This window comes from Paraburkholderia sp. HD33-4 (assembly GCF_021390635.1).
Classification (GTDB): Bacteria; Pseudomonadota; Gammaproteobacteria; order Burkholderiales; family Burkholderiaceae; genus Paraburkholderia.
Window position 1 is genome coordinate 2,605,989 of record NZ_JAJEJS010000002.1, and the last position, 24,408, is coordinate 2,630,396.

Below are 24,408 nucleotides of genomic sequence, written 5' to 3' on the forward strand. Positions count from 1 at the left end.
GGCCTGAAGGGCGGCTTCGCCCTTCAGGCCATTTTCTTTTTGCGGCGGGTACCACGCCTCATCGCCCAGGGAAACCCCCGAGCCCGCGCAACGCCACTTTGCATACAATGTATCCGTCAATCGGTCGATTTTCACTCGTCCGGCTGTGAAGGAGAGCATTTTGCATACAATGCAGGCCCCGTCGGCGCGATCTCCGGATGACGTCTATCTCGCGATCAAGCAGTCGCTTGCCGAGAACCGCTTTGGCGCGGGCCAGTATCTGCGCGAAGAACAGCTCGCCAAAAGCCTCGGCGTGAGCCGCACACCGGTGCGCGAAGCGCTGCGCCGTCTCGGCGCCGAGGGCTGGGTCGAGATCCGCCCGAACTATGGCGTGCGGGTCAAGGCATGGTCGCTGCAGGACGCGCGCGAGATCTTCGAAGCGCGACTTCTGATCGAGCCATTTCTCGCCGGGCGCGCCGCAATGAAAATCGGCGCCGCCGAAATCGAACGGTTGCGCATACTCGCCGAACAGATGTCGGCCATCACGCGGCAAGCGTCCACACCCGAAACGACCGAAGCATGGTTCGCCGCCAACGGCGAATTCCATTCGATCATCACGGCCGCGGCGGGCAATGCACGCCTCGATCGTTCGCTGACGTCGATGAAGGAAACGCCGCTGATCAAGTGGACGTTCGACTCATACAACGACGAACACCGCGCGAGCAGCGCACGCCAGCACTTCGAAATCGTGCAGGCGCTCGAGAATCGCAATGCCGCGTGGGCCGAGGCGATCACCCGTTGTCATATCCTCGCCGCCGAGAAGGCGGTGCTCGACCGCTATCAAAGGGAACACCCCTCGTCGTAGCCATCAGCAATTGACCATCAGCCTCTGGTCCGCACGCATCACAGCCGAACATCGCAGCACCACGTATCGACGCAACGCACGAATAGCCGTCCCATAACGACGCAGGAGACGTGAAATGCCGAGCACCGTGAACGCTGGTCCGAGACTGGACAGACTGCCCCTCTCCGCTTTTCACCGGCGCATCCTCTGGCTGATCGGCGGAGGCATGTTTCTCGATTCGTTCGATATCTACCTTGCCGGCGGCGTGCTCGGCGCGCTCGCGAAGAGCGGCTGGTCGACGATGCAATTGAATGCGGCGTTTCTGTCGTCGACATTCGTCGGCATGTTATTGGGTGCGTTCACGGCCGGTTTGCTGGGCGATGCAAAGGGCCGTAAGTTCACCTACCAATTCAATCTCGCGATCTTCAGTCTCGCGTCGATCGCCGGTGCGCTCGCGCCGAACATGACGTGGCTGATCGTCTGCCGTTTCTTCATGGGTCTCGGGCTCGGCGCGGAAATCGTCGTCGGTTATGGATCGGTCGGCGAGTTCATTCCGCCGGCCGTGCGCGGCAAGTGGTCCGCGTATCTGTCGCTGATCACGAACTCCGCGCTGTTCTTCTCGACCTTCATCGGCTACCTGATCATCCCGTCGATCGGCTGGCGCGCGATGTTTGCGATCGTCGGCGTCGGCGCGATGATCGTCTGGGTGATTCGCAAGAAGATGCCAGAGTCGCCGCGCTGGCTCGAATCGAAGGGCCGCTATGCCGAAGCCGATGCGATTCTTCGCGCGGCGGAAGCCGAATCGGCAAAGGGTCAGCCGCTGCCGCCCTTCACGCCTGCGTTCGAATCGGCCTCTGCCGCTCCGCGCTCCACGACGCTCTTCGATTTGTTCAAAGGTCCGCAGATTCGCCGCATGCTGCTCGCGATCTGCGTGCAGATCGGCGTGAACGTCGTGATCTACGGCTTCATCGTCTGGGTGCCGACCTTCCTGATCAAGCAGGGCCTGGGCATGGCGTCGTCGCTCGGTTATACGACGCTGATGTCGCTCGGCGGTCCCGCCGGCGCCTTCCTGGGAGTGCTGGTTGCGGATCGGATAGGCCGTAAAAATGGGCTCATTGCGGTCGCGGTGATCGCCGCCGCGGTCGGCTGGCTGTACGGACACTCGACGAGCGTCGCGACCGCCACCGTGCTCGGCTTCCTGCTTTTCACGCTCACGTATCTGATGGTCGCGCTCGGCATCGCCACCTACATCCCCGAGCTGTTCGCCACCGAAAACCGCATGCGCGCGAACGGTATTGCCGGTTGCGCGGGCCGCATCGCCGGTATTCTCGCGCCGCAGCTGGTAGTCGTCCTGTATGCGACGGGCGGCGTGCGCGACGTGCTGTCGGTGATCGTCGGCGTGCTCGTCGCGATGGCCGCGATTCTCGCGGTGTTCGGCATCGAAACGAATCAGCGCTCGCTCGAAGACATCGCGCCGCCCCCCACGCTCGACCCCGACACCGCGCTCGCCGGCGCAACGGTCGCGCGTGAACCGCGCCGATGATCCGACCTCGAATCGGCACACATTCATCGTCAGCAAACGGAAATAGCATGAACGCACAGCACAAACGTCAACAATTGAAGGCACGTCTCGCCCGCCCGGAAATCGTCACCGCGCCCGGCATCTTCGATCTGATCTCCGCGAAGATGGCCGACTCGATGCAATTCGATTGCCTGTACATGACGGGCTTCGGCACGGTCGCGTCCTATCTCGGCCTGCCCGATGCGGGCCTCGCGACTTATACCGACATGGTCGATCGTGTCAGCGCGTTTTGCGGCGCCACCAACACGCCTTTGATCTGCGACGGCGACACCGGCTACGGCGGCCTGCTGAACGTCGCGCACACGGTACGCGGCTACGAGCGCGCCGGCGCCGCGGGCATCCAGCTCGAGGACCAGGAGTTTCCGAAGAAATGCGGCCACACGCCAGGCCGCAAAGTGATTGCGCTCGACGACATGGTGAAGAAGATCAAGGTCGCGGTCGAGACGCGCGAAGATGCGAACTTCCAGATCGTCGCGCGCACCGATGCGCGCACATCGCTCGGACTCGACGAAGCGTTGCGGCGCGGTGAAGCGTTCGCCAATGCGGGTGCCGATGTGTTGTTCATCGAATCGCCGGAATCGGTCGAAGAATTGGAAACGATCGCACGCACGTTCGATACACCGCTGCTCGTGAACATCGTCGAAGGCGGCCGTACTCCGCAAATGACGCCGGCCGAATTGCAGAAGCTCGGTTTTTCGATTGCGATTTATCCGGCCTCCGGCTTTCTCGCGGTCGCGAAAGCGTTGCGGGACATCTACGGCCAGATCAAGGCGCAGCGCGGCACCACGCACGCGGAAAACACCCTGTACCCGTTCTCCGAAATGTGCAAACTGATGGACTTCCCCGCCGTATGGCAGTTCGACCGCGCGCACGCCGAATGACGACGGGCTGACAAAATATTACGTTTTTCACCGAGGTAGATCGCGTAGCATAGTGGGCGCATGTCCTGCGAGCGCCCCCACTCGCATTCGTCATTCAACCGCGGAGATTTCGGAAATGAGTATTTTTGGTGACATCGTGCACAAGCTGTTCGGCAAAGCGAAGCCGGACCAACCTCCCCCCGCGACGGAACCCACCCCCGACCCGGCCGCCGCGCAAGCCGCGACGCCCGACGCTCCCGCCGCACCCGCACCGCTGACCGACGTCGACGTGGGCGCCGTGATGGATCAACTCGTCAGCGAAAGTGGACAGACGTTGAACTGGCGTACTTCGATCGTCGACACGATGAAGGCGCTCGGCGTCGACAGCAGTCTCGAACACCGCAAGCAGCTTGCGCAAGAATTGAAGTACAGCGGAGACATGAACGACTCGGCGAGCATGAACATCTGGCTGCACAAGCAGGTCATGCAGGCGCTCGCGGCAAACGGCGGCAAGCTGCCGCCCGATCTGGCAAGTTAAGCAGGACGAAGCAAGCGTTTCGCGGCAAGCGAAGCGCATTAGAAGTCGCGCAGCAACATTCAATCGCTCAGACGAGATTGCCCGGTCGAAGCACGAAACCGGGCAACCCGAAACTTCTCCACGCAACAATCAATGCTCGCGCAATCTACCCCCAGGAACGCGCACCGCACGCGCCCCCCGACAGCACCAATGCCGTCACCCCACGTAGCGAGACGCGGGTGACCGAACACATTGCGATGGAATACGCGCGGCTATTGCGCCGCGGTGAGCTTGAGTCCCGGCCGCAACGGCTGGGGAGGCTCTAGAGGAGCCTTGCGTTCGTCCGATACCTGTTCGATTCCCTTTCTCGTGACTTCTTCGAGGAAGGTCAGGCGAGCCCGATAGTAATCGGCACGCAGCTGTGCATCGAGCACGAGCTGTTCGGCCTGAAACAGTTCCATGCGCAAGTTGTTGAGCGCGCGTTCGGCCTGTTTCTCGGGAGTAGGAGCATGTTGTGAAGCCCAGTTAGCAAGCCACCTCATCATGGTGAAGCCCTCCTTGAGTTCAATGCTCTGCTGCGACTAAGGCTATCAAATTATGGACGCGGCGTGTGTTAAATCGTTTCGGGCGTTGCTTATTGTGCAAGCCACTGTGGGAGATCGCACAATCGACTCACGACGGCCGCCGCTTGAGTACTGATACCACAACCCGCGCGCCACGAAAAAAGCCCGCACAGCAAAGGCGGGCAATCCCACTCTCTTTGAAAGAGTGTCACGAGGATGACACGCCGCAAGTCTAGCGCTCGTGCAGGCCGAACCTCCGTGTGCTGGCGATCAGTTCCGCGCGAATATGGCGATCGCCGAACGCGCCTCTCGCGCCATCGAGTCTATTGAAGCGCCCCCACGTTTTTCGCAATGGCCCGCGCGAACTGCGCGATCTGCCGGCCCTGCTCGATCAGATCCATGGCGAGCCGGAACGTGACCACGTCCGCCTTGTCCGCCAGCTGAAGCTTCGCGAGCACGACCTGACGCGCGGTCGCGGAGAGTTTATCGATGCCGGCTTTCGCGTCGATGACCTGCGCGACTTCCTCCGGATCGGGCGCCTCGATCGTGCGGATCGCCTGCTCGAGATTGCGGATCACCGCCTCGGAAAACTGCGTGGTCGCCGCATCGCGCAGGCGCAGCAGGTCGATCTGCTGCGTCATTCGCTGCTGCGCGACCGTCATCAACGTCGTGCCGACAATGCCGCTGATGCTCTCGAGGTGGCTCGCGACCTGCGTATAGCCGACCATCTGCTGACCTTCGTCCTCCGAGTGCTCCCCCTGCGACAGGCGGCCGATATATTGAAGAATCTCGAAGGAGAGCCGGTCGCTCTCCTTGTCCTGATCGAGCATCTGATTGATCTCTTCCATCGTGCCCGTCGACACCATCTGGGAGCCGCGTTGCACGACTTCGAGCACCTGCGCGCCGAGCCGGGTCAGCTCGATACGCACGCGTTGCAGACCGAGCGCCGGCACATCCAGCAACGAGTCGTCGAGATACTGCGGATCGCCCGCGGGTCTGGCGGCCTGCGGGCGCTTCGGCACGACCAGCTGCGCGAACCGCGCGATCGGACCGGTAAACCAGATCAGCAGCAGCGTGTTCGCCACGCTGAACAGTGTATGCACATTGGCTACCTGGCGCGGCGCCTCGGCCGCGAGGCGCGCGAGGCCGTCCAGTTCCGGATGCGACGGCGATATCCAGCGCACGAACTCCGCCATCTGCGGAATCAGGAACAGCGCGATCACGACGCCGAGCACATTGAAGATCAGATGCACGACGCCGACCTGCACGGCCTCCGGCGGCTTGCCGATCGACGCGAGCAATGCGGTGCCGCAGGTGCCGACATTCGCACCGAGAATCAGCGTGATGGCGGCTTCGAGCGGCATCAAGCCCTGGCCGCTCAACGCGATCACGACCGCGAGCGTCGCCGCCGAACTTTGCACGACCGCGGTGAAGACCGCTCCCACGATGACGCCGAAAAGCGGATTGCGCATATCCTGCATCGCGTCGATGAACGGCTGGTAAGTCCGCAGCGGATGCGTGGACTCGCCCATCAGCTGGATGCCCATGAACAGCAGCCCTAGCCCCATCACGACGCTGCCGATCTGCCGCAGCAGCTCGCGCGGGGCAAACGCGTGCAGCACGAAGCCGATCGCCAGCATGTATGGCGTCAGACGCGAAACGTCGAAGGCGATGATCTGCGCGGTGATCGTCGAGCCGATGTTCGCGCCCATGATCATCGGCACCGCCTGGGCCAGCGTCATCAGGCCGGCGGACACGAAGCCGACCATCAGCACCGTCGTGATGGTCGAAGAGTTCAGCAGCGCGGTGACGACGGCGCCCGCTATCACGCCGCGAAACCGGCTCGCGGTCAGCACGCCGATCAGCGACTGCAGTTTCGATCCCGCGATCGCCTTCAGGCCGCCAGTCAGGAACTCCAGACCGAGAAGAAACAGCGCGAGCCCGCCAATCAACAGCCCGAAGATCCCAAGGATATTCAACCTGGCGGGATCGATGTCAGCAAGATAATCAGTCATCCTGATGTGCCTCTGATGATCACACGAAAAGACGCGGCAGCGAGAGACGGCTTCGCGCCCCGGATCGATGGCCGTGCGGGCAATCCGCCGGACTGTGTCCGGGGCAGGTACTTAAGGCCAACGCTAAGGGTAAGAGGAAGATGGCGCGCAGGCAAGGACGGCAGGCGAGCGGCGGTATCGAGCACCTCCGAAGTTCGCAAAGCATTCATTCTGCAAGCAACGGAAATCATTGCCCCGTCAAACAACGATTTCCGCCGCTGATTTGGCAGTTAACCCCTAGGTGAAAATGCCCATCGTCCCGGCCGTTGGCGGCTGCCAATAATAGGTCCATCCTCCAATCGACTTGCTTCAACTCACCCCAAACAAGAAGGAGGACTTATGGCAAATCGTATTGCGTACGTAACCGGCGGCATGGGTGGTATCGGAACCGCAATCTGCCAGCGCTTGCACAAAGAGAACTACACCGTCGTCGCGGGCTGCGGCCCGAACTCGGCGCGCAAAGCCAAATGGCTCGAAGATCAGAAAGCGCTCGGCTTCAACTTCATCGCGTCCGAAGGCAACGTCGCGGATTGGGAATCGACCGCGAAAGCGTTCGAGAAGGTCAGGAAAGACGTCGGTGAAGTCGACGTGCTCGTCAACAACGCGGGTATCACGCGCGACGGCATGTTCCGCAAGATGACGTTCGAAGACTGGCAAACGGTGATCGACACCAATCTGACGAGCCTGTTCAACGTGACCAAACAGGTCATCGAGGGCATGGTCGACCGAGGCTTTGGGCGCATCATCAACATCTCGTCGGTCAACGGCCAGAAAGGCCAGTTCGGCCAGACCAACTACTCCACGGCCAAGGCCGGCATTCACGGCTTCACGATGTCGCTCGCGCAGGAAGTGGCCACCAAGAACGTGACGGTCAACACCGTGTCGCCGGGCTACATCGGCACCGACATGGTCAAGGCCATCCGTCCGGAGGTGCTGGAGAAAATCGTCGCGACGATTCCGGTACGGCGTCTCGGTACGCCGGATGAGATTGCGTCGATCGTCGCGTGGATCGCGTCGGATCAGGCGGGCTTTGCGACCGGGGCGGATTTCTCGCTGAACGGCGGTCTGCATATGGGCTAACGGGAACGGCGCCGCGTGCTACGCGGCGCAGCCGTTTTCCGTAATGGACGTTGTCAGGTTCCGTGATGGTGTCGCGGCCCGGCGTGAGCCGGCCGCCTCAGTGAGCTTATGGCCAGAAAAGCGAGCGCTACTCGCGCTGCACCCGCGAAGTCGCCGCGCACCCGCCCGAAGGCGATGCTGCGCCCGATCGTGCCTGCCAAGGCGGGCGAAATCTCGCTCGACTATCACATGACGCTCGAGGCATTACGCAGCGGCGTCGCCAATCAATATCATGTCGGCAGCATGGCACAGGCCATTTACATGGCGATGCTGCTGAATCAGCGCGGCTATGGCTCGGCCGTACCCGAGTTGTTTCGCGACGCGGAGGGCGTGATTCTGCGCTGCCGGCAGGCGGGACTCGAAAACGGCATCTGCGCCATCGATCACGACGCCTACGCGCTGCTCGGTCAGGTCCTCACGCTCTTCGATCAGCAACTCGCGGCGGCGCCGGTGCAGGAGTTGATCGCGGTCAACGCGAAGCTGAAGACGCTGTTCAGCACCGCCAACGGGCACTGCGACGGCAACGGGAACACCGCTTGACTAAGCGCGTTGGCGTGTACTTGTGCAATCCCCCGCGCACGCTCGACACATCGTTTCGGGTGACCGGTCCGGCCGTATTTCCCCATATGGTCCGAACGAAGGTCAGTACGCAGGCCATTTCGGTGGCCGTCAGCTGGTCCGCAAAAGACGGCATCTTGCGCGGCTCCGTTCCCGCCGCGGTTATGCGGACTGCCTCCTCCTACGACCAGCAATCGCACCAGTGACGCGCTCGACGCGGCCGCGCCTCGACGCGCCGGTCAGAGCCGGCAGCGATGCACAACCGCAAGCGTTGCCCGCGGTGACCCGCCTTCCATTACCCGCTAAGCTCGCGGTTGCGCCACAGCCATTGCCGCTCAACGTCCGCCCACCACAAAAGAACCATGCGTTCGAACGTCCCCTTGCTCCGCCGCCTCGCCGCCCTGCTGGTCGCCCTGCCCATCGCCGCCACGCTGCCAGGCTGCGCGAACCCGGACACCGACAACGTCGCGCACGCCGGCCCCTATCGCGCCGAGATTCGCCGCACCGCGCTCGGCATCCCGCACATCAAAGCCGACGACTGGGGCAGCCTCGGCTACGGTTACGGCTACGCGCAGGCGCAAGACAATTTATGCACGATGGCCGAGAGCTTCGCCACCTATCGCGGCGAACGCTCGCGCTTCTTCGGCGCCGACGCGCGCCCCGCATTAGGAGCGACGTTCGGCCAGCCCGACAATCTCAACTCGGATTTCTTCTTCCGTTTCATCGTCGACGATGCGACCGTCGCGCGCTACCGCAAAAGCCAGACCGACGACATACGCGCGCTGATCGACGGCTTCGTCGCCGGCTATAACCGCTACGTCGCCGATCTCGCGCACGGCGACTTTCCGGGCGCGCATGCGGCCTGCCGCGCGGCGCCGTGGCTCGGCAAGATCAGCAACGCGGACATCTACCGGCGTCAGGTCGCGGCGAATCTGGCTGGTGGCGAGGCGCGCTTCATCAATGCAATAGCGACCGCGCAACCGCCGCTGGCCATGCCGGTGCCGCCGCAGAGCGGGTTGCACGGCGACATCCACGTCGACGCACCGCTTGCCGAATTCGGCGGCCATGCGGGCATCGGCAGCAACGCCCTCGCGTTCGGCGCGGACGCGACGCACACCGGCAGCGCGTTGCTGCTCGGCAATCCGCACTGGTTCTGGACCGGTCCCGATCGTTTCTACCAGGCTCAACTCACTATTCCCGGCAAGCTGAACGTCGCCGGCGTGTCGTTTCTTGGCGTGCCGCTGATCATCATCGGCTTCAACGACAACATCGCGTGGACCCATACCGTATCCACCGCGAAGCGTTTCGGCCTCTTCAAGCTGACGCTCGAACCCGGCGCGCCGACCCGGTATCAGGTCGACGGCAAGACCGAAGCGATGACGCCGTCGCGCGTGAACGTCCAGGTACGCGCCGCCGACGGTTCGATGCATACCGTGTCGCGCACGTTGTATCGCTCGCGCTTCGGCCCGCTCGTCAATCTCGGCACGATGTCGCCCGCGCTCGCGTGGAATGCGCAGCAGGCGTTCGCGCTGCGCGATATCAACACCGACAACTTCCGCGTGTACGAAAACTTCCTCGAATGGAATCAGGCGAGCTCGCTCGACGATTTCATCCGCATCCAGAAGAAGAACGCGGCCGTGCCGTGGGTCAACACGCTCGCGATCGGCCGCGACGATCCGCGCGTGTGGTACGCAGATATGGGCGCGATCCCGGACGTGCCCGACGAACTCGCGCAGCGCTGCACGCCACCGGTCGGCCGGGCACTGGCGCAAATCATGCCGGGCGTGCCGGTCCTCGACGGTTCGCGCAGCGACTGCGACTGGCGCGACGATCCCGCGGCGGTACAGCATCATGCGTTGCCGGTCGCGCGAATGCCGTCGCTGCTTCGGCGCGACTATGTCGGCAATTTCAACGACAGCTACTGGCTCAGCAATCCGGCCGAACCGATGACGGGCTACGCGAAGATCATCGGCGCGACCGGCACGCCGCAGACGCTGCGCACACGCCTCGGTCATACGATCGCGGCGCAATTGCAGAACGATCCGCATGGCGTGTCCGCCGATGCGCTCGGCCGCGCGGCGCTCGACAGCCGCTCGATGTCGGCGTTGTTGTTCAAGCAGCCGGTGCTCGACCGTCTGTGCGGCAACGACGCGCCCGCGGTCCTGCCGGCCGATCCGAACGCCGACCAACAGCGCGCGGCGTGCAAAGTCCTCGCCGCATGGGACGATACGGCCGCGGCCGGCGCGGTGGGTGCAACTTTGTGGGACGAGTTGTGGCGCCGTCTGCTGACGATTCCGCCCGCGCAGCTATACGCGGTGCCGTTCGATCCCGCGAAGCCGTTGACCACGCCCGCGGGCATTGCGGCCGATCCGGCGAAGCTCGCCGCCGCGCTGCATGACGCGCTCGCGGCGCTGCAACGAGCCGGCATCGCGATCGATGCGCCGCGCAGCACGGCGCTCTACGTGCAACGCAACGACGAGCGCATTGCGCTCTTCGGAGGCTGCGATGCGGGGGGCTATTTCACCTCGGCGTGTGCCGCGCATCCATTCGATGCGAGCGGCTACTCGATGAACGTGAAGCCAATGGGCGACACGTATCTGCAGATCGTGTCGTTCGCCGGCGATCAGGTGGTCGCGCGCACGCTGCTTGCACCGTCCGAATCCGACGATCCGGCGTCGCCGCACCATGCCGACGGAACACGCGATTACGCGGCCCAACGCTGGACGATGATGCCGTTCTCGGAAGAAGCGATTGCGCACGATCCGGTGTTGAGTGTGCGCACGGTAAGTTCGTCGGATTCTGGGGGGGAACGCGCAATAGGCGCCCAATAGGCGGCACGACGGGCGACACGCCCGTCGTCAATCAAAGATCAAGGATCACAGATCAAAGATCGAGCACCAGCAGCGGCGATTTCGCGCGCGAGCAGCACGGCAGGAACTGATCGTTCGCCGCGCGTTCTTCGTCGGTCAGATAGGAATCCTGGTGATCCGGCTCGCCCGACAACACTCGCGTCAGACAGGTACCGCATACGCCCTGCTCGCACGACGTGATCACTTCGACGCCATGCGCGGCCAGCGCCTGCACCACTGTGCATTCCGGCGGCACGTCGATCGTCGCGCCGCTGCTCGCGATGCGCACCTGGAAGCTGCCGCCCGTCACCGCCTGATTCGCGGCCGCGCCGAAGAACTCGTAGTGCAACCTGTTTTCAGGCCAGCCTTTCGCACGCGCGGTCGCGAGCACGAAGTCCATGAAGCCGCGCGGACCGCACACATAAAGATGCGTGCCGGCCGGCGCGTCGCTCAGCGTCTGTTCGATATCGAACGTCGTGCCACCCGGATGGTCGTCGTGATGAAGCTGCACCGACTTCGCAAAGCCCGCCTGCGCCAGACGCTCGACGAACGCCGTGCGTTCCTTCGAGCGCGTGCAGTAGTGCATCTCGAACGAAGCGCCCGTGGCGGCAAGCCGCTCCGCCATGCAAACGATCGGCGTGACGCCGATCCCGCCCGCGAGCAGCAGATGATGTGCTGCATCGTCAGCGAGCGCGAAATGATTGCGCGGCACACTGATCTGCAAGCGCTCGCCTTCGCGGACCAGATCGTGAACCGCCTTCGATCCGCCGCGTCCCGCTTCGTCGCGCAGCACCGCTATCAGATAGCGATGGGTTTCGCGCGGATCGTTGCACAACGAGTACTGACGCACGAGCCCGTTGGGCAAATGCACGTCGACGTGCGAGCCGGCGTCGAAAGCGGGCAACGCCTGACCGTTTTCGCTCGCCAGTTCGAAGCTCGCGATACCGAGCGCTTCGTCGCGCCGGCGCGCGACCACCACATTCAGCACGGGATGATTCATGTTGCCGTCCGCACCGGAATCACGCGTGTCACTTCAGCCGCTGGCGCGCCCGTCTGCGCGCGTTCGTGCGCGACGAGCCGATCGATCACGCGTCGCGACATCACGCCGCCCGCATCGATATTGAGCTTCAGCAGATTGCGCTCGGGCCAGCGCAACAGGTTCTGCTGCTGACGCTCGAGCATCTCCAGATCTTCGCTGAAAATCTTGCCCTGCCCTTCGCGGATGCTTGCGGTCAGCTCGGCATCGTCGGGACGGAAATTGCGCGCCATGCCCCAGAAATACCAGATCGACGTTTCCGTTTCCGGCGTGATGAAATCCACCACGATCGACGACGCCTTCTTGTCAGCCGGCGCGTGATAGCCGCCATGCCCGGCATGCGCGACGCCCACTTCGATCAGCACGTGACTCGGCGGCGTGAAATGGCAGATCTGCCAGCGATCGACGGGCACGTCGTCGGCGAGACCGTTGCCGCGCAAGGCCATTTTCCAGAACGGCGGCGCCGCGACGTTTTCCATGAAGCGACTCGTGCGCACGGTATCGCCCTCGGCCACGGTTTTCGGCGCGGCTTCGTCGATTTCCTTTTGCCCGATGCTGTTCGCGTGCACATAAGTCTCGTGCGTCAGATCCATCAGGTTGTCGATCATCAGCCGGTAATCGCAGCGGATGTGATAAAGGCCGCCGCCATACGCCCATTCGGAGCTCTCGGCCCATTCCAGATGATGCAGCCTGGCGGGATCCGCCTGCGCCGCATCGCCGGGCCATACCCAGACGAAGCCGTAGCGCTCGATCACCGGATAGCTGCGAATGGATGGAAAGCCGTTGACGCGTTGCCCCGGCATGCCGGTCGCCTTGCCCTGACAGCCCATTTCGAGGCCGTGATAGCCGCACACGAGCGTGCCGTCGCGCACGAAACCGAGCGACAGCGGCGCGCCGCGATGCGGACAGAAGTCTTCGAGCGCCACCACGGTGCCTTCGGCGTTGCGATAGAACACCATCGGCTCGCCACAGATCTGCCGACCGAGCGGCTGATCCGCGACTTCATCGGGCATACATGCGACGTACCACGCATTCCTGGGAAACATGTCAGTCTCACTCCTTGTTGTTTGTCCGCGCACTTCATTCAGTCTACTCAATGAGATTCAGTGTACTCAATGTGCCTTTAATGATTAAATGAAGGTTTTCCCCTAGACGAACTTTCAATCCGGTAACACAAAGGCTGTTCGCCAATTCCATTTGCAACGAAAAGGCGCGAGGTCTTCAGAACTAATATGGTCACATCAACCGATACCAGCACTTCCGCGATCAGCATCGATCTGTACGACCAGCCCGGCCATCTGATTCGACGCGCGCATCAGATTTCCGTGTCCATGTTTCATGATCTGATCGGGCGCGAAGTCACGCCCGTGCAGTATGCGGTGCTCAGAATGCTGCAGGAGTTGCCCGGGCTCGATCAGGTCACGCTCGCGCAACGGGTCGGCCTCGACACCTCGACCACTGCCGATATCGCGGTGCGGCTCGAAGCCAAAGGCTGGATCCTGCGCGAAGTTCTGCCGCGCCGTCAGCGTCGTCTATTGCTGACGCCGGCTGGAGAGCAGTTGCTCGATGAATTGATTCCCGGCGTCAACGCGCTCAATCACGGCCTGCTCGACGGGATGGGAGACGAGGATGCGCGAGAGCTATTGAGGCTGTTGAGAAAGTTCGTTCATCTGAATAACGATCAGAGCCGCGCGCCGCTGCGCAGTGCGAGCGACGACGCGAATTCGAACTAGCAGACGGCGCACGCTTCTTGCCGCGGCGCGACCTCTACCACGATCTTGCCGCGCACGTGGCCTTTCGCGAGCCGTTCCGGCGCCTTGGCCGTCGCTGCGATTGCGAGTCGCCATCCGTGCGCTTTTTTTCTGCGGCCTGTCGGTCATGGCTGCGACCGCGCGTGCTCGAGCCGCTTATTTCTCGCTATTCTTCGGAATCTTCGCGGCGTTCCGGCACCGAAGTTGCGCAGCACACGCTGTACCCACTGCCGCATCGGCTTCGCCGAGATCACCCGGAAACACCCGCTGCCGCCGCATTCAACGCCAGCGACACGCCCCCCACCAGAATCAGACTCGACGCCCACACCGCATCGAGATTGAACCAGCTGCGCGACACGAACCTGAGCCCGAGGTAGCGATAAACGAGCCACGCGAGCACGCCGCCGGCCGCCGTCATCGCAGCCGCATGCACTGCGGAGACCGACAGCGCCATGCGCAGACTCGTTTCGATCAGCGTCTGCGCTGCTTTGTGCGCTGCGTCCATCTCTTCAGCGCGGCATAGACCGAGGTAGATCGGCACCAGCATCAAGCCGGCACCATGCGCGATCGCCACCGCAAACGACCACAACGCGAGCCGCGACGGCGGAATTCTCGCCAGCACGCGCGGATGACGCCGCCGCATCAGCAACACCAGCCCGAAGCCGATCACGAGCAGGCTCGCACCGATCTGCATCTGACGCTGCCATGCAAGCACGCTCGCGAGCATCGCGAACGGCAGCATCATCAGCAGAATGGCGAGCGCGTGTCCCGCCGCGAGATAAAGCAGCGCCACGACCAGCGCCGGCGAGCGCCGCTGCATCAGCGCGTTCGACACCGCGAGCGGCCAGCCCATCGCCGGATTGAGTCCGTGATACACGCCGCTCGCGACGACGGCCAGCCACAGTGCCGCTTGCGGAGACACCACGCCGCTCAAACGCCCACCGAGGGATAGCAGAACGAATCGGTCGAACAGTCGCCGCCCTCCAGGCGGATCTGGTGCGCGCGATAGCCGGCGGGAAACTCGACGAAGTAATCTTCGGCGAGCTTGAGACCGCCATTCGGATCGGCATGCGCCATTACTTGCACGCCGGGCACGCCATCCGGATAGAACTGGTCGTCCCACGTCGAGTACAGCGAGTTGGTCCAGTAGACGCGCTTGCCGTCGCGGCTGATCTCGACCATCTGCGGACCGCCGGCGAAAGACTTGCCGTTCGAATGCTGCGTGCACCGTTCGATTCCACCGATGCGCACCGAGCCCGTCAATTTCGGCTTGCGCGGCTCGGTCACGTCGTACTGGCGCATCTCGCCGGTGCCCCAGCAGGACACGTAGAGGAATTTATCGTCGATCGAAAGATCGATGTCGGTGACAAGCGGCGGCACCGCGCCGAACCCTTTCAGCAACGGCGGCAATTCGTCGGCGTGCGCGGGCTCCGGCGGAATGGTCGCGGTCTTCTCGATGTGAAAGTGGCCGCCTTCGCGCCACCAGGTCCAGACCGATCCTTCCAGATTCGTGGTGTCGACCACGACGCCGATAAAGCCGTACTCACGCCTCGGATCGTGCGCGGGCCGCACTTCGAGCCCCATCTGATGGTTCGCGCCGAGATCGATCGTCTGCACGTTGCGCCTTGCGCGCAAATCCCAGAAGTGCACACGGTGGCCGTATCTGTTCGCGAGCAGGTCTTCCGGCACGATGCCGTTTTCGAATTGCGGCGGCAACGCCCATTCGGTCGACACCATGTAATTGCGTGGCAGATTCCACCAGAAGTCGTAATGCTTTTCCTGCTCGCCGCGCTCGATTTCCCAACGGCCCAGCACCTCGAATGTTTGGCAGTCCATGATGAAGATTCCGGGCGGCCCATCGGTGCCGTCCTTGCCGCCACCGCCGAGCGTGCTCACGTAGATGCCCTCCGGTCCGCAATGCACGGTGTGCGGACGCGAATAGCCGGTCTTGCGGAAGATCTCCTCCGGCTCGATGATCTTGTGAATCTTCGCCTGAGTCGGATGCGGTTTGGTATCGACGATGTAGATGCGCGACGAGCGCATGCCCGGAATGATCAGATAGCGTCGCTCCAGAAACGCGTGGCCCGTCAACGGTGACAACGAGGACGAGCACGCGTTCCAGCCGAAGTGATGGAACTCGTCACCCTTGTTCGGCACCGGCACCGTGTGGACCACCTGGCTATAGGTCGGCGAACCGGGCTTCACGTCGATCACGGCGAGCGCGTCGGGCTGCGAGGCATCCGGACTGAGCAGCACCGTGTACGCGAATTCTTCCGGCGGCGCATCCATCGCGAGCTTCGGCGATGCATGAAAGGTAGGATCGGGGCGCATTCCCATGACGGCACTCTCCCTGTCGTTCTGAACGGTTCTGAACGGAAGCGCGGCCCGCCAAAAATCGAGCCAGCGTAACTTTAAATTTGTAGTTCACGACAGCGGCGGACGCAACCGGAAATTTGTCCGCGAACGCAGGTGCGACCCAGCAGGACCAGCGAGCCGAGCCGCCAGCGCTCCCGCAGACGCCACGGACCGCGCATGCGAGCCGACGAGCCGCCTTACTGCTGCACGCCCCAGCGCCGCACGGTCACGCGTTCGAGCGTATCGAACACGAGATGCTCGACCAGCAGACCGATCACGATCACCGCGGCGAGCCCCGCGAAAACGCGATCCGTATACAGCTCGTTGCGATTCTGGAAGATGTACCAGCCGAGTCCGCCGCTGCCCGAACTCGCGCCGAACACGAGTTCCGCGGCGATCAATGTGCGCCATGCAAACGCCCAGCCTACGCGCAGCCCGGCCAGGATCGACGGCAGCGCCGCCGGCACGAGGATCAGCAACACATGACGCAGGCCCGTCAGACCATAATTGCGTCCGGTCATCTTCAGCGTCGCGGGCACCGACAGGAAGCCCGAATAAGTATTGAGCGCGAGCGGCCACAGCACCGCATGCACGAGCACGAACAGCAGGCTGCCGGTGCCGAGCCCAAACCACAGCAACGCGAGCGGCAGCAGCGCGATGGACGGCAGCGGGTTGAACATCGCGGTCAGCATCGACAGCAGATCGCGGCCCACACGCGTCGATACCGCGAGCGATGTCAGCACGAACGCAAACGCGGCGCCGAGCAGATAGCCGCGCAGCAGCACCGACATCGATACCGCCGTCTTCGCGAGCAGTTCGCCGGACCATACGCCTTGCACGAACGCGCTCAAGGTTGCGCCGAAGGTCGGCAGCAGCAGATCGTTGTTGATCGTACGCGCGGCGATTTCCCACGCGGCGATCAGCACGAGTGCGATCAGTGTCTTGCGCAACCAGCCGTGCGCGAAGATCCGCCTCGCGATGGGCAACGGCGCTTCGCTCGTGAGTTCGCCGGGCGCTTCGAGCGCGCGTTCATATTCGTCGCGGACCGGCGGCGGCAACGTGGCGGGCGTACTCATTGCACGGCCTCCGTCTGTTCGAACAGCAGCTGATGAATCCGCGCGACGCTGCGCTGAAAATCGGCGCGGCCGAAGCTGTCCTGTGAATATTGATGGCTGTTCAGCTCCGCGCGCACTCGGCCCGGATGCGGCGACAGCAGCAGAATCCGGTTGCCGACCACCAGCGCCTCTTCAATCGAATGCGTGACGAACAGCAGCGTGAAGTTCACTTCTTCCCATAGCCGCAGCAGTTCTTCCTGCATCTTGCGGCGCGTCAGCGCGTCGAGCGCCGCGAACGGTTCGTCCATCAGCAGCACGCGCGGCTGCATCGCGAGCGCTCGCGCGATCGCGACGCGCTGCTTCATGCCTCCCGACAAAGTATGCGGATACGCATTCGCAAACGCGGCGAGCCCGACCTTGTCGAGGTAATGCAGCGCGCGTTCGTGCGCTTCGAGTTTCGACAGCTTCTTCGCGACCCGCAGCGGAAACACGACGTTCTGCACCACCGTCTTCCACGGCGGCAACTGGTCGAACTCCTGAAACACGACGATCCGATCGGCGCCCGGTCCGCGCACGCGTTGAGCATCGAGCGAAATGCTGCCCGCGCTCGGCTCGATGAAACCGGCCACCGCCTTCAGCAACGTCGACTTGCCGCACCCCGACGGCCCGAGCAGCACGAAACGGTCGCCGCCGTAGACGTCGAAGCTGACGTCGTGAGTCGCGCGCACGATCCGCTCGCGCGTGCGGTATTCGAGGGTCACGTTCTCGACCGCGAGCAGCTTGCCGCTCGTTGCCGCGGCGTTGCGCGCGGCGTCATCGGGAAACAGAAGCGTAGGATTGGCCACCATCAGAGCGCTCCCTGCGAGTGAATCGAATCAGCCAACGAGTGTTGCCGCGTACCGCTCAGCGCCATGAAAACGCAGGACGTCATGCTCAGCTCCCCGCCGCCGTCGCCTGATCGTCGAAGAAATAATCTTTCCACGATGACGGCTCATTCCTGATCGCGCCGACTCGATACATGAACTGCGCGAGCCCGAACGTGTTCTGCGGCACGATCTTGAACTGCACCTGCGGGTTCGTGATGATCTTCACGAGCAGGTTGCGATCGATCTTCGACTGATTGGTGCGGATATAGATATCGGCCGCGCCCTGCGGATTCGCATTGATGTACTTCGCCGCATCGGCGAGCGCATCGACGAACGCGCGATACGTCTTCGGATTGTCGTGGCGGAATTTTTCGGTCGCATAGAGGACCGTCGCCGAACTCGGGCCGCCGAGTACATCGTACGAATTGAGCACGATATGCGCTTTTGGATTGCCGGCCAGTTCCTGCTCCTGGAACGGCGGATTGCCGAAATGCCCGGTGATTTCGGTGCGGCCCGCGATGATCGCCGCAGCCGCGTCCGGATGCGGCAACGCCTGGGTGAACTTGTCGAGCCGGTCGTATTCCTTGTCGCCCCAGCGCTTCGCCGCAGCGTATTGCAGCACGCGCGATTGCACCGATACGTTGACCGCCGGCAGCGCAATGCGGTCCTTCTGCGTGAAGTCCGCGATCGTCTTGACGTCCGGGTTGTTGCTCACAAGGTAGTACGGCAGATTGCCGAGCGACGCGACGCCCTTCACGTTCTGCTTGCCATGCGTGCGATCCCAGATCGTCAGCAGCGGGCCGACGCCCGCGCCGGCGATATCGACCGCGCCCGACAGCAACGCATCGTTGACCGCCGCGCCGCCCGAGAGCTTGACCCAATCGACCTTGATGTCGAGGCCCTGCTTGCGCCCTTCGCTTTCGATGAAATGCTGATCGCGCGCCACGTTCAACAGCAGATACACGATGCCGAACTGCTCGGCCACTCGAATCTCGCCCTCGGCGCGCGCGGGAGCCGTGACGGCGACGCCCGCGGCACCGATCGACAGGCTCAGCAATAGTGCCGTCAAACGGCGGACGAACGACGGCCGTGCGGCGGTCGGGCGAAATCGGCTCAGCATTGAAACTCCAACGGGCGTGCGGTGTGATAGGTGTGGTTGTGATGGAAAGCGTGGTGCTCAGAACGGAACGTCGCCCTCGATCGTCGTGCGATACAGCTTGCGGCGCAGGTGGTCGGGCGTGCCGGCGGCGAGATGCATCAACGAGCGGTTGTCCCAGAACACCATGTCGTGCCCGGCCCATCGATGCCGATACAGATGCTCGGGCCTCACGCTGTGCGCGAAGAGTTCGTCGAGTAAAGCCTTGCTCTCGTCTTCAGGCAAACCGATTACGCGCGTCGTGAAGTGCTCGCTGACGAACAGCGCCTTGCGCCCCGTCTCCGGATGCGTGCGCACGATCGGATGCACGACCGGCTTCACCTGCGCGATCTGTTCGGCCGACAGATTCGGCCGCCACGGGCTGCGTTTTTGCAGTTCCGCGTATTTGGCCAGATAGGTGTGCTCCGCGCTGCGTCCTGCCACTGCGCCGCGCAGATGCGCGGGCAACGTATCCCACGCCAGATGCATGTTCGCGAACAGCGTGTCGCCGCCTTCGGCCGGCAACTCCTGCGCGTGCAGCAACGAGCCGAGGCTCGGTTTTTCCTTGTACGACAGGTCGGAGTGCCAGTAGTGGCCGGCGTCGCCGAGACCGATCGGCTTGCCGTTCTCGATCACGTTCGACACGACCAGCACCTCGGGGAAACCTGCCAGACCGAACTGATGCAGCACGTGAATCTGCAGCGGACCGAAGCGGCGGCTGAACGCGATCTGCTGGTCCGGCGTGATGCGCTGGTCGCGAAACACAAGGACGTGATGGTCCAGATGCGCGCGGTGGATGCGCGCGAAATCGTCGTCGCCGAGCGGCTGGCCGAGATCGAGGCCGAGCACTTCGGCACCGAGCGGCGCATCGAACGGGCGGATCTCGAATGGTTGCGGCGGGGTAGCGGAAGCGGCAGAAGCAGCGGCGGTGGTCGTCACAGGCATCTCTTCGTCGAAACTATTCAGCGGGCGCCTAACGGCGCGGTGAGTGCGACGAATGTACCGGCCCGTGCGCGCGATGCCAACCAAGCAAATCCGATACGGTTATCTGCTGGAGTAATAAACCCGATGCTGCAACGCGTCGCGCGCTGTGGCGCACTGCTTTGCCGCGGGCTTTCAACGCATCAGAACTTCGGCAGACCCGGCGGGTTGCTTTCGGAGCGCGCCAACGCTTCCGACTCGATGCCCCAGTGCGCGAGCGATCGCCGATAGGTGCCATTCGAGATCAGTCCGTTCGTCGCGACCGTCAGCGCATCCATCAAGCCGCTGCCCTTGCGCGTGGCCATCGCCACATCGGCGCGCGCCGGCCAGCCTGCGTTCAGCGTGCCCACCTCGCGGATCGCGCCGGTGGTGGCCGCATCGTAGGCAAGCGGCGCGTTCGGATTGAATACGACGTCGGCGCGTCCGGATAGCAGCGCGATGCGGCTCGCGGCGTCATCGTCGAAGTACTGAAATTCCACCGGCTTCAAACCCTTCGCGAGGTTCTGCCGGTTCCATTCGAGGATGATCTTCTCCTGGTTCGTACCCGAGTTCGTAATGAGCCGAAGCCCGGCAATATCCTGCGGCTGCGCGATCTTCCTGATCGGACTCGCGGTTTTCACATAGAAGCCGTGCAGCCCTTGCCGGTACGTCGTGAAATCGAACTTCTCCTTGCGCTGCTCGGTCACGCCGACGTTCGAGATCACCGCATCGTACTTACCCGAGCTCAGGCCGAGCGGCCAGTCGGCCCACGCGATCGGCAGGAGGTTCAGTTTCAGGCCGAGCGAATCGGCGATCAACTGTGCGTAGTCGGCATCGGAGCCGACGACGGTACGCGCATCGGTCGCGTAGGTCGCGGTCGGCGGCAGGTGCGGCGAAATCGCGACCGTGAAGCAGCCGTCGTTCGCGAAGCGGTAGCGGTTGCCGATAGCTGCGACCGCATCCGGATTCTTCGGCACGCGAATCCGGCCCGATTGCTCGGGGCTCAGATCCACCGTGCCGTGCGGCGCCTGCGCCGCGTGTGTCACGTCGAGCGCGTTGCGCACGAGCAGCGCGCCGAGCGCCGTAGCGGTGAGAATGAATTGACGTCGATTGGACATTGATCAGGTTCAGGCTGCATTCACAGGACGCGCGACAGAAACTCGCGCGTGCGCGCATGGCGCGGTTCGTTCAATACTTGCGCGGGCGGCCCCGACTCGATTACGCGTCCGCGGTCCATGAACACGATCGTGTCCGCCACTTCGCGCGCAAAGCCGATTTCATGCGTGACGATCACCATCGTCGTGCCGGAACGCGCGAGGGCCTTGATCACGTCGAGCACTTCATTGACGAGTTCGGGATCGAGCGCCGAGGTCGGCTCGTCGAACAGCAGCACCTTCGGCTTCAGCGCCAGCGCGCGCGCAATCGCCACGCGCTGCTGCTGCCCGCCCGACAACTGACGCGGCCACGCATGCGCCTTCGCTTCGAGACCGACGCGCGCGAGCAGACTCAGTGCAAGACTCTGCGCTTCCGCGCGCGACAGACGTCCCAACGCAACCGGGGCCTCGATGATGTTTTCGAGCACGGTCAGATGCGCAAACAGATTGAAGCTCTGAAACACCATGCCGACTTCGACGCGGCGTCGCAGAATCTCTCTCTCGTTGAGCTCGTATAGCGTATCGCCATCGCGTCGATAGCCGATCAGCTCGCCGTCGATATCGATCAGACCGCCGTCCACACGCTCAAGATGATTGATCGTGCGCAGCAGCGTCGATTTTCCAGAACCCGATTGGCCGAGAATTACGGTGACGCTGCCGGGGCGCATCGTCAGCGATACGTTGTCGAGCACCTTCAGCGTGCCGAAGCTCTTCGATACCTGTTGGATCGCGATGCGTGCGCCATCGCGTTGATCGGCCCAGCGTTGATCCAGGGGCGCGCGGGCCCGTGCCTTGTCGTCTACGTCTTTGAGCGGGTCGACGCGCGCATCGTTGCCGTCGCGCGCAATGCCCACACTTTTCAGCAGCGCGCCGAAAGCGGACGGCACGGCGGTACGCCTGACGCCGCGCGAGAAGTGCCGCTCCACATAAACCTGTATCGCCGACAACACGCTCAGAATGATCAGATACCAGACCGTCGCGACCATCAGCAGAGGGATCACTTCGAGGTTGCGTCGATAGATGATCTGCACCGTGTAGAACAGCTCCGGCATCGCGAGCACATAGACCATCGACGAGCCCTTCGCGAGCGCAATCAGATCGTTGAACGCGGTGGGCAGGATCGCGCGCATCGCCTGCGGCAGCACGATGCGCGAGACCTGGCGCTCACGCGGCAAGCCGAGCGCGGCGGCCGCTTCGAGTTGACCATGATCGACCGACTGAATGCCGCCGCGAATCACTTCGGCCGAGAACGCCGCGTGATTGAGCGTCAGGCCGAGCACCGCGGCGAGGAACGGGCTGATCAGCTCGGTGGTCGGCACCTCGAGAACGACGAGGCTCGTGAACGGCACGCCGAGATGGACGGTCTCGTACAGATAGCCGAGATTGTTCAGGATCAGCAGCAGCACGATCAGCGGAATCGAGCGGAACAGCCACACGAATGCCCACGCGCAGCCCGCGAGCAACGGCGAACGCGACACGCGCGCAAGCGCGATCGGGATGCCGAGCGCGAAGCCGAACGCCGCGCCCAGCGCGGTCAACAGCAGCGTGCGGCCGAGCCCGGACAACACCGGCTCGGACAGAAACCATTCGGCGAAAACATTCCAGCCCCAGCGCGGATTGCCCAATACCGATTCGAGCACGATGCCGATCAGCACCACGGCCGCCACGGTGCCGGCGAGGCGCGCGCGGTTCTTCGCGGGCACGATGCGATAGTCGGCGCGCTCGCGCAACGCGTCGGCGTGCGCGGCGGCGAGTTGCGGATTCGCGAGTTCAGCGGTGTCGTTCATCGTCGTCTGCTCCGCGCAGTCAGGCCGCGTCGGCCACGGCGGCCGGCTCGATCGGGTTGTCTACGCCCGCCGCCGACGACGCATAACGGCTCGCCTTGCGCGGCAAGCCGAGATGATCGCGCAGCGTCGCGCCCGTCAGCGTGCGCTCGTAGCGCCCGCGTCGTTCGAGTTCGGGCACCACGTAGCGCACGAAATCGTCGAGCCCCTGCGCCTGCACCGCGAAGCCGAGGATGAAACCGTCGGCTGCGCCGGCGTCGAGCCAGCGGATCAGCTCGTCCGAGATCTGCGCGGGCGTGCCGAGAAAATGCGTGCGCGGCGTCGCGACTTCGAGCGCGACCTCGCGCAACGTCGAGCCCTTCTTGCGGGCTTGCGCCTTGATCCGGTCGGTGGTCGAACGGAAGCTGTTACGGCCGATCTCCCCTAGCTCGGGAAACGGCTCGTCGAGCGGATACTGCGTGAAGTCGTGATGATCGAAATAGCGGCCCAGATACGCAAGCGCCTCGTCGATCGTCAATAGCTCGCGAATCGCGCGGTATTTCGCTTCCGCTTCTTCGGGCGTCGCACCGACGATCGGGCTGATGCCGGGGAAGATCTTCACGTCGTCGCGGCTTCTGCCATGCTCGAGCGCGCTGCCTTTCACACGCTGCGCGAACGCGCGCGTTTCCTCGATCGACACCGAATGCGTGAATACCGCGTCCGCGTATTTCCCGGCGAGCGCGATGCCGGCATCGGACGAGCCCGCCTGGAAAATCACTGGCTGACCCTGCGCCGAGCGCTGGATATTGAGCGGTCCCGCCACCTGGAAGAACTTGCCCTCGTGATCGAGCGTATGCAACCGGTCGCGCTCGAAGAACACGCCGCGTTCGCGGTCGCGCACGAACGCATCGTCGTCCCAGCTATCCCACAAGCCTTGCGCGACGCTCAGATACTCGTCGGCGATCTCGTAGCGCAGCGCATGCTCGGGGTGCGAGCCGCCGTAGTTCTTCGCGGTCCCTTCGAGCGGCGTCGTGACGACGTTCCAGCCGGCGCGCCCGCCACTGATCAGATCGAGCGAAGCGAACTGGCGCGCGACCGTGAACGGATCGCTGTACGACGTCGACACGGTGCCCGCGAGCCCGATCTTCGAGGTGACCGTCGCGAGCGCCGACAGGATCGAGATCGGCTCGAAGCGGTTCAGAAAGTGCGGAATCGATTTCTCGTTGATGTACAGACCATCGGCGACGAACGCGAACGCGATGCCGTGTGCCTCGGCTTTGCGCACCGTGTCGACGAAGAAGTTGAGGTTCACGCTCGCATCGGCGGGTCCGGCCGGATGCTTCCACGAATTCATATGGCTGCCGGCGCCTTGCAGCATGATGCCGAAATTCAGTTTGCGATGGCTCAT

General features: G+C 63.4%; 21 protein-coding genes. 8 read left to right on the forward strand and 13 right to left on the reverse strand.

Annotation, left to right across the window (positions count from 1 at the left end):
- Positions 1-169: 169 nt before the first annotated feature.
- The 4 genes from L0U84_RS31710 to L0U84_RS31725 all read left to right on the forward strand — a co-directional run bounded on the left by L0U84_RS31710 (position 170) and on the right by L0U84_RS31725 (position 3,803).
- Entirely contained in the window at positions 170-844 is a 675-nt protein-coding gene (locus L0U84_RS31710) for a GntR family transcriptional regulator (RefSeq protein WP_233856901.1), read from the forward strand.
- Between the two features lie 115 nt (positions 845-959).
- Positions 960-2,366 carry an MFS transporter gene (locus L0U84_RS31715; RefSeq protein ID WP_233856005.1) on the forward strand — a complete coding sequence of 469 codons (1,407 nt, stop codon included), beginning with the start codon at positions 960-962 and terminating at the stop codon, positions 2,364-2,366.
- A gap of 47 nt (positions 2,367-2,413) precedes the next feature.
- On the forward strand, positions 2,414-3,286 hold the full coding sequence (locus L0U84_RS31720; RefSeq protein WP_233856006.1) for an isocitrate lyase/PEP mutase family protein: 873 nt from the start codon (positions 2,414-2,416) through the stop codon (positions 3,284-3,286).
- A gap of 115 nt (positions 3,287-3,401) precedes the next feature.
- Positions 3,402-3,803: a DUF3597 domain-containing protein gene (locus L0U84_RS31725; RefSeq protein WP_233856007.1), complete on the forward strand. Its 402-nt coding sequence runs from the start codon at positions 3,402-3,404 to the stop codon at positions 3,801-3,803.
- Positions 3,804-4,054: 251 nt separating this feature from the next.
- On the opposite strand, the gene L0U84_RS31730 is transcribed toward L0U84_RS31725, so the two are convergent.
- Both L0U84_RS31730 and L0U84_RS31735 read right to left on the reverse strand, forming a co-directional pair.
- The gene (locus L0U84_RS31730; protein WP_129960563.1) at positions 4,055-4,327 is read right to left on the reverse strand and encodes a hypothetical protein; all 273 of its coding nucleotides are present in this window, start codon (positions 4,325-4,327) and stop codon (positions 4,055-4,057) included.
- Between the two features lie 341 nt (positions 4,328-4,668).
- Entirely contained in the window at positions 4,669-6,360 is a 1,692-nt protein-coding gene (locus tag L0U84_RS31735) for a Na/Pi cotransporter family protein (protein ID WP_233856008.1), read from the reverse strand.
- Between the two features lie 378 nt (positions 6,361-6,738).
- On the opposite strand from L0U84_RS31735, the gene L0U84_RS31740 reads away from it, so the two are divergent.
- From L0U84_RS31740 to L0U84_RS31755, 3 genes are all read left to right on the forward strand, one after another.
- Positions 6,739-7,479 (forward strand): 3-ketoacyl-ACP reductase, encoded by a 741-nt coding sequence (locus L0U84_RS31740; RefSeq protein WP_233856009.1) that lies wholly within the window; start codon positions 6,739-6,741, stop codon positions 7,477-7,479.
- Between the two features lie 108 nt (positions 7,480-7,587).
- Positions 7,588-8,058 carry a Fis family transcriptional regulator gene (locus L0U84_RS31745; protein WP_233856010.1) on the forward strand — a complete coding sequence of 157 codons (471 nt, stop codon included), beginning with the start codon at positions 7,588-7,590 and terminating at the stop codon, positions 8,056-8,058.
- A gap of 380 nt (positions 8,059-8,438) precedes the next feature.
- Entirely contained in the window at positions 8,439-10,907 is a 2,469-nt protein-coding gene (locus tag L0U84_RS31755; RefSeq protein ID WP_233856011.1) for a penicillin acylase family protein, read from the forward strand.
- 52 nt (positions 10,908-10,959) lie between these two features.
- Here L0U84_RS31755 and L0U84_RS31760 read toward each other — a convergent pair whose 3' ends face one another.
- Together L0U84_RS31760 and L0U84_RS31765 are read right to left on the reverse strand one after the other, a co-directional pair.
- Positions 10,960-11,925, reverse strand: a complete 966-nt coding sequence (locus tag L0U84_RS31760; RefSeq protein WP_233856012.1) for a PDR/VanB family oxidoreductase — start codon at positions 11,923-11,925, stop codon at positions 10,960-10,962.
- On the reverse strand, positions 11,922-13,007 hold the full coding sequence (locus L0U84_RS31765; RefSeq protein ID WP_233856013.1) for an aromatic ring-hydroxylating oxygenase subunit alpha: 1,086 nt from the start codon (positions 13,005-13,007) through the stop codon (positions 11,922-11,924). Before L0U84_RS31765 ends, L0U84_RS31760 begins: the two co-directional genes overlap by 4 nt.
- Positions 13,008-13,193: 186 nt before the next feature.
- Between L0U84_RS31765 and L0U84_RS31770 the strand changes: the two genes are divergently transcribed.
- Positions 13,194-13,694: a MarR family winged helix-turn-helix transcriptional regulator gene (locus tag L0U84_RS31770; protein WP_129960513.1), complete on the forward strand. Its 501-nt coding sequence runs from the start codon at positions 13,194-13,196 to the stop codon at positions 13,692-13,694.
- 268 nt (positions 13,695-13,962) lie between these two features.
- Here L0U84_RS31770 and L0U84_RS31775 read toward each other — a convergent pair whose 3' ends face one another.
- From L0U84_RS31775 to L0U84_RS31820, 9 genes are all read right to left on the reverse strand, one after another.
- Positions 13,963-14,634 carry a hypothetical protein gene (locus L0U84_RS31775; RefSeq protein WP_233856014.1) on the reverse strand — a complete coding sequence of 224 codons (672 nt, stop codon included), beginning with the start codon at positions 14,632-14,634 and terminating at the stop codon, positions 13,963-13,965.
- 8 nt (positions 14,635-14,642) lie between these two features.
- Complete coding sequence (locus tag L0U84_RS31780) at positions 14,643-16,049, reverse strand: selenium-binding family protein (RefSeq protein ID WP_233856015.1); 1,407 nt, start codon at positions 16,047-16,049, stop codon at positions 14,643-14,645.
- Positions 16,050-16,264: 215 nt separating this feature from the next.
- Positions 16,265-17,143 carry an ABC transporter permease gene (locus L0U84_RS31785; protein WP_233856016.1) on the reverse strand — a complete coding sequence of 293 codons (879 nt, stop codon included), beginning with the start codon at positions 17,141-17,143 and terminating at the stop codon, positions 16,265-16,267.
- Entirely contained in the window at positions 17,140-17,970 is an 831-nt protein-coding gene (locus L0U84_RS31790; RefSeq protein ID WP_233856017.1) for an ABC transporter ATP-binding protein, read from the reverse strand. Before L0U84_RS31790 ends, L0U84_RS31785 begins: the two co-directional genes overlap by 4 nt.
- 85 nt (positions 17,971-18,055) lie before the next feature.
- Positions 18,056-19,108: an ABC transporter substrate-binding protein gene (locus L0U84_RS31795; protein ID WP_233856018.1), complete on the reverse strand. Its 1,053-nt coding sequence runs from the start codon at positions 19,106-19,108 to the stop codon at positions 18,056-18,058.
- A 57-nt stretch (positions 19,109-19,165) separates the two neighbouring features.
- Positions 19,166-20,068, reverse strand: a complete 903-nt coding sequence (locus L0U84_RS31800) for a TauD/TfdA dioxygenase family protein (protein ID WP_233856019.1) — start codon at positions 20,066-20,068, stop codon at positions 19,166-19,168.
- Between the two features lie 179 nt (positions 20,069-20,247).
- The gene (locus tag L0U84_RS31805; RefSeq protein ID WP_233856020.1) at positions 20,248-21,201 is read right to left on the reverse strand and encodes an ABC transporter substrate-binding protein; all 954 of its coding nucleotides are present in this window, start codon (positions 21,199-21,201) and stop codon (positions 20,248-20,250) included.
- A gap of 20 nt (positions 21,202-21,221) precedes the next feature.
- The gene (locus tag L0U84_RS44080) at positions 21,222-23,024 is read right to left on the reverse strand and encodes an amino acid ABC transporter permease/ATP-binding protein (protein ID WP_326491212.1); all 1,803 of its coding nucleotides are present in this window, start codon (positions 23,022-23,024) and stop codon (positions 21,222-21,224) included.
- Between the two features lie 19 nt (positions 23,025-23,043).
- Positions 23,044-24,408 (reverse strand): LLM class flavin-dependent oxidoreductase, encoded by a 1,365-nt coding sequence (locus L0U84_RS31820; protein ID WP_233856021.1) that lies wholly within the window; start codon positions 24,406-24,408, stop codon positions 23,044-23,046.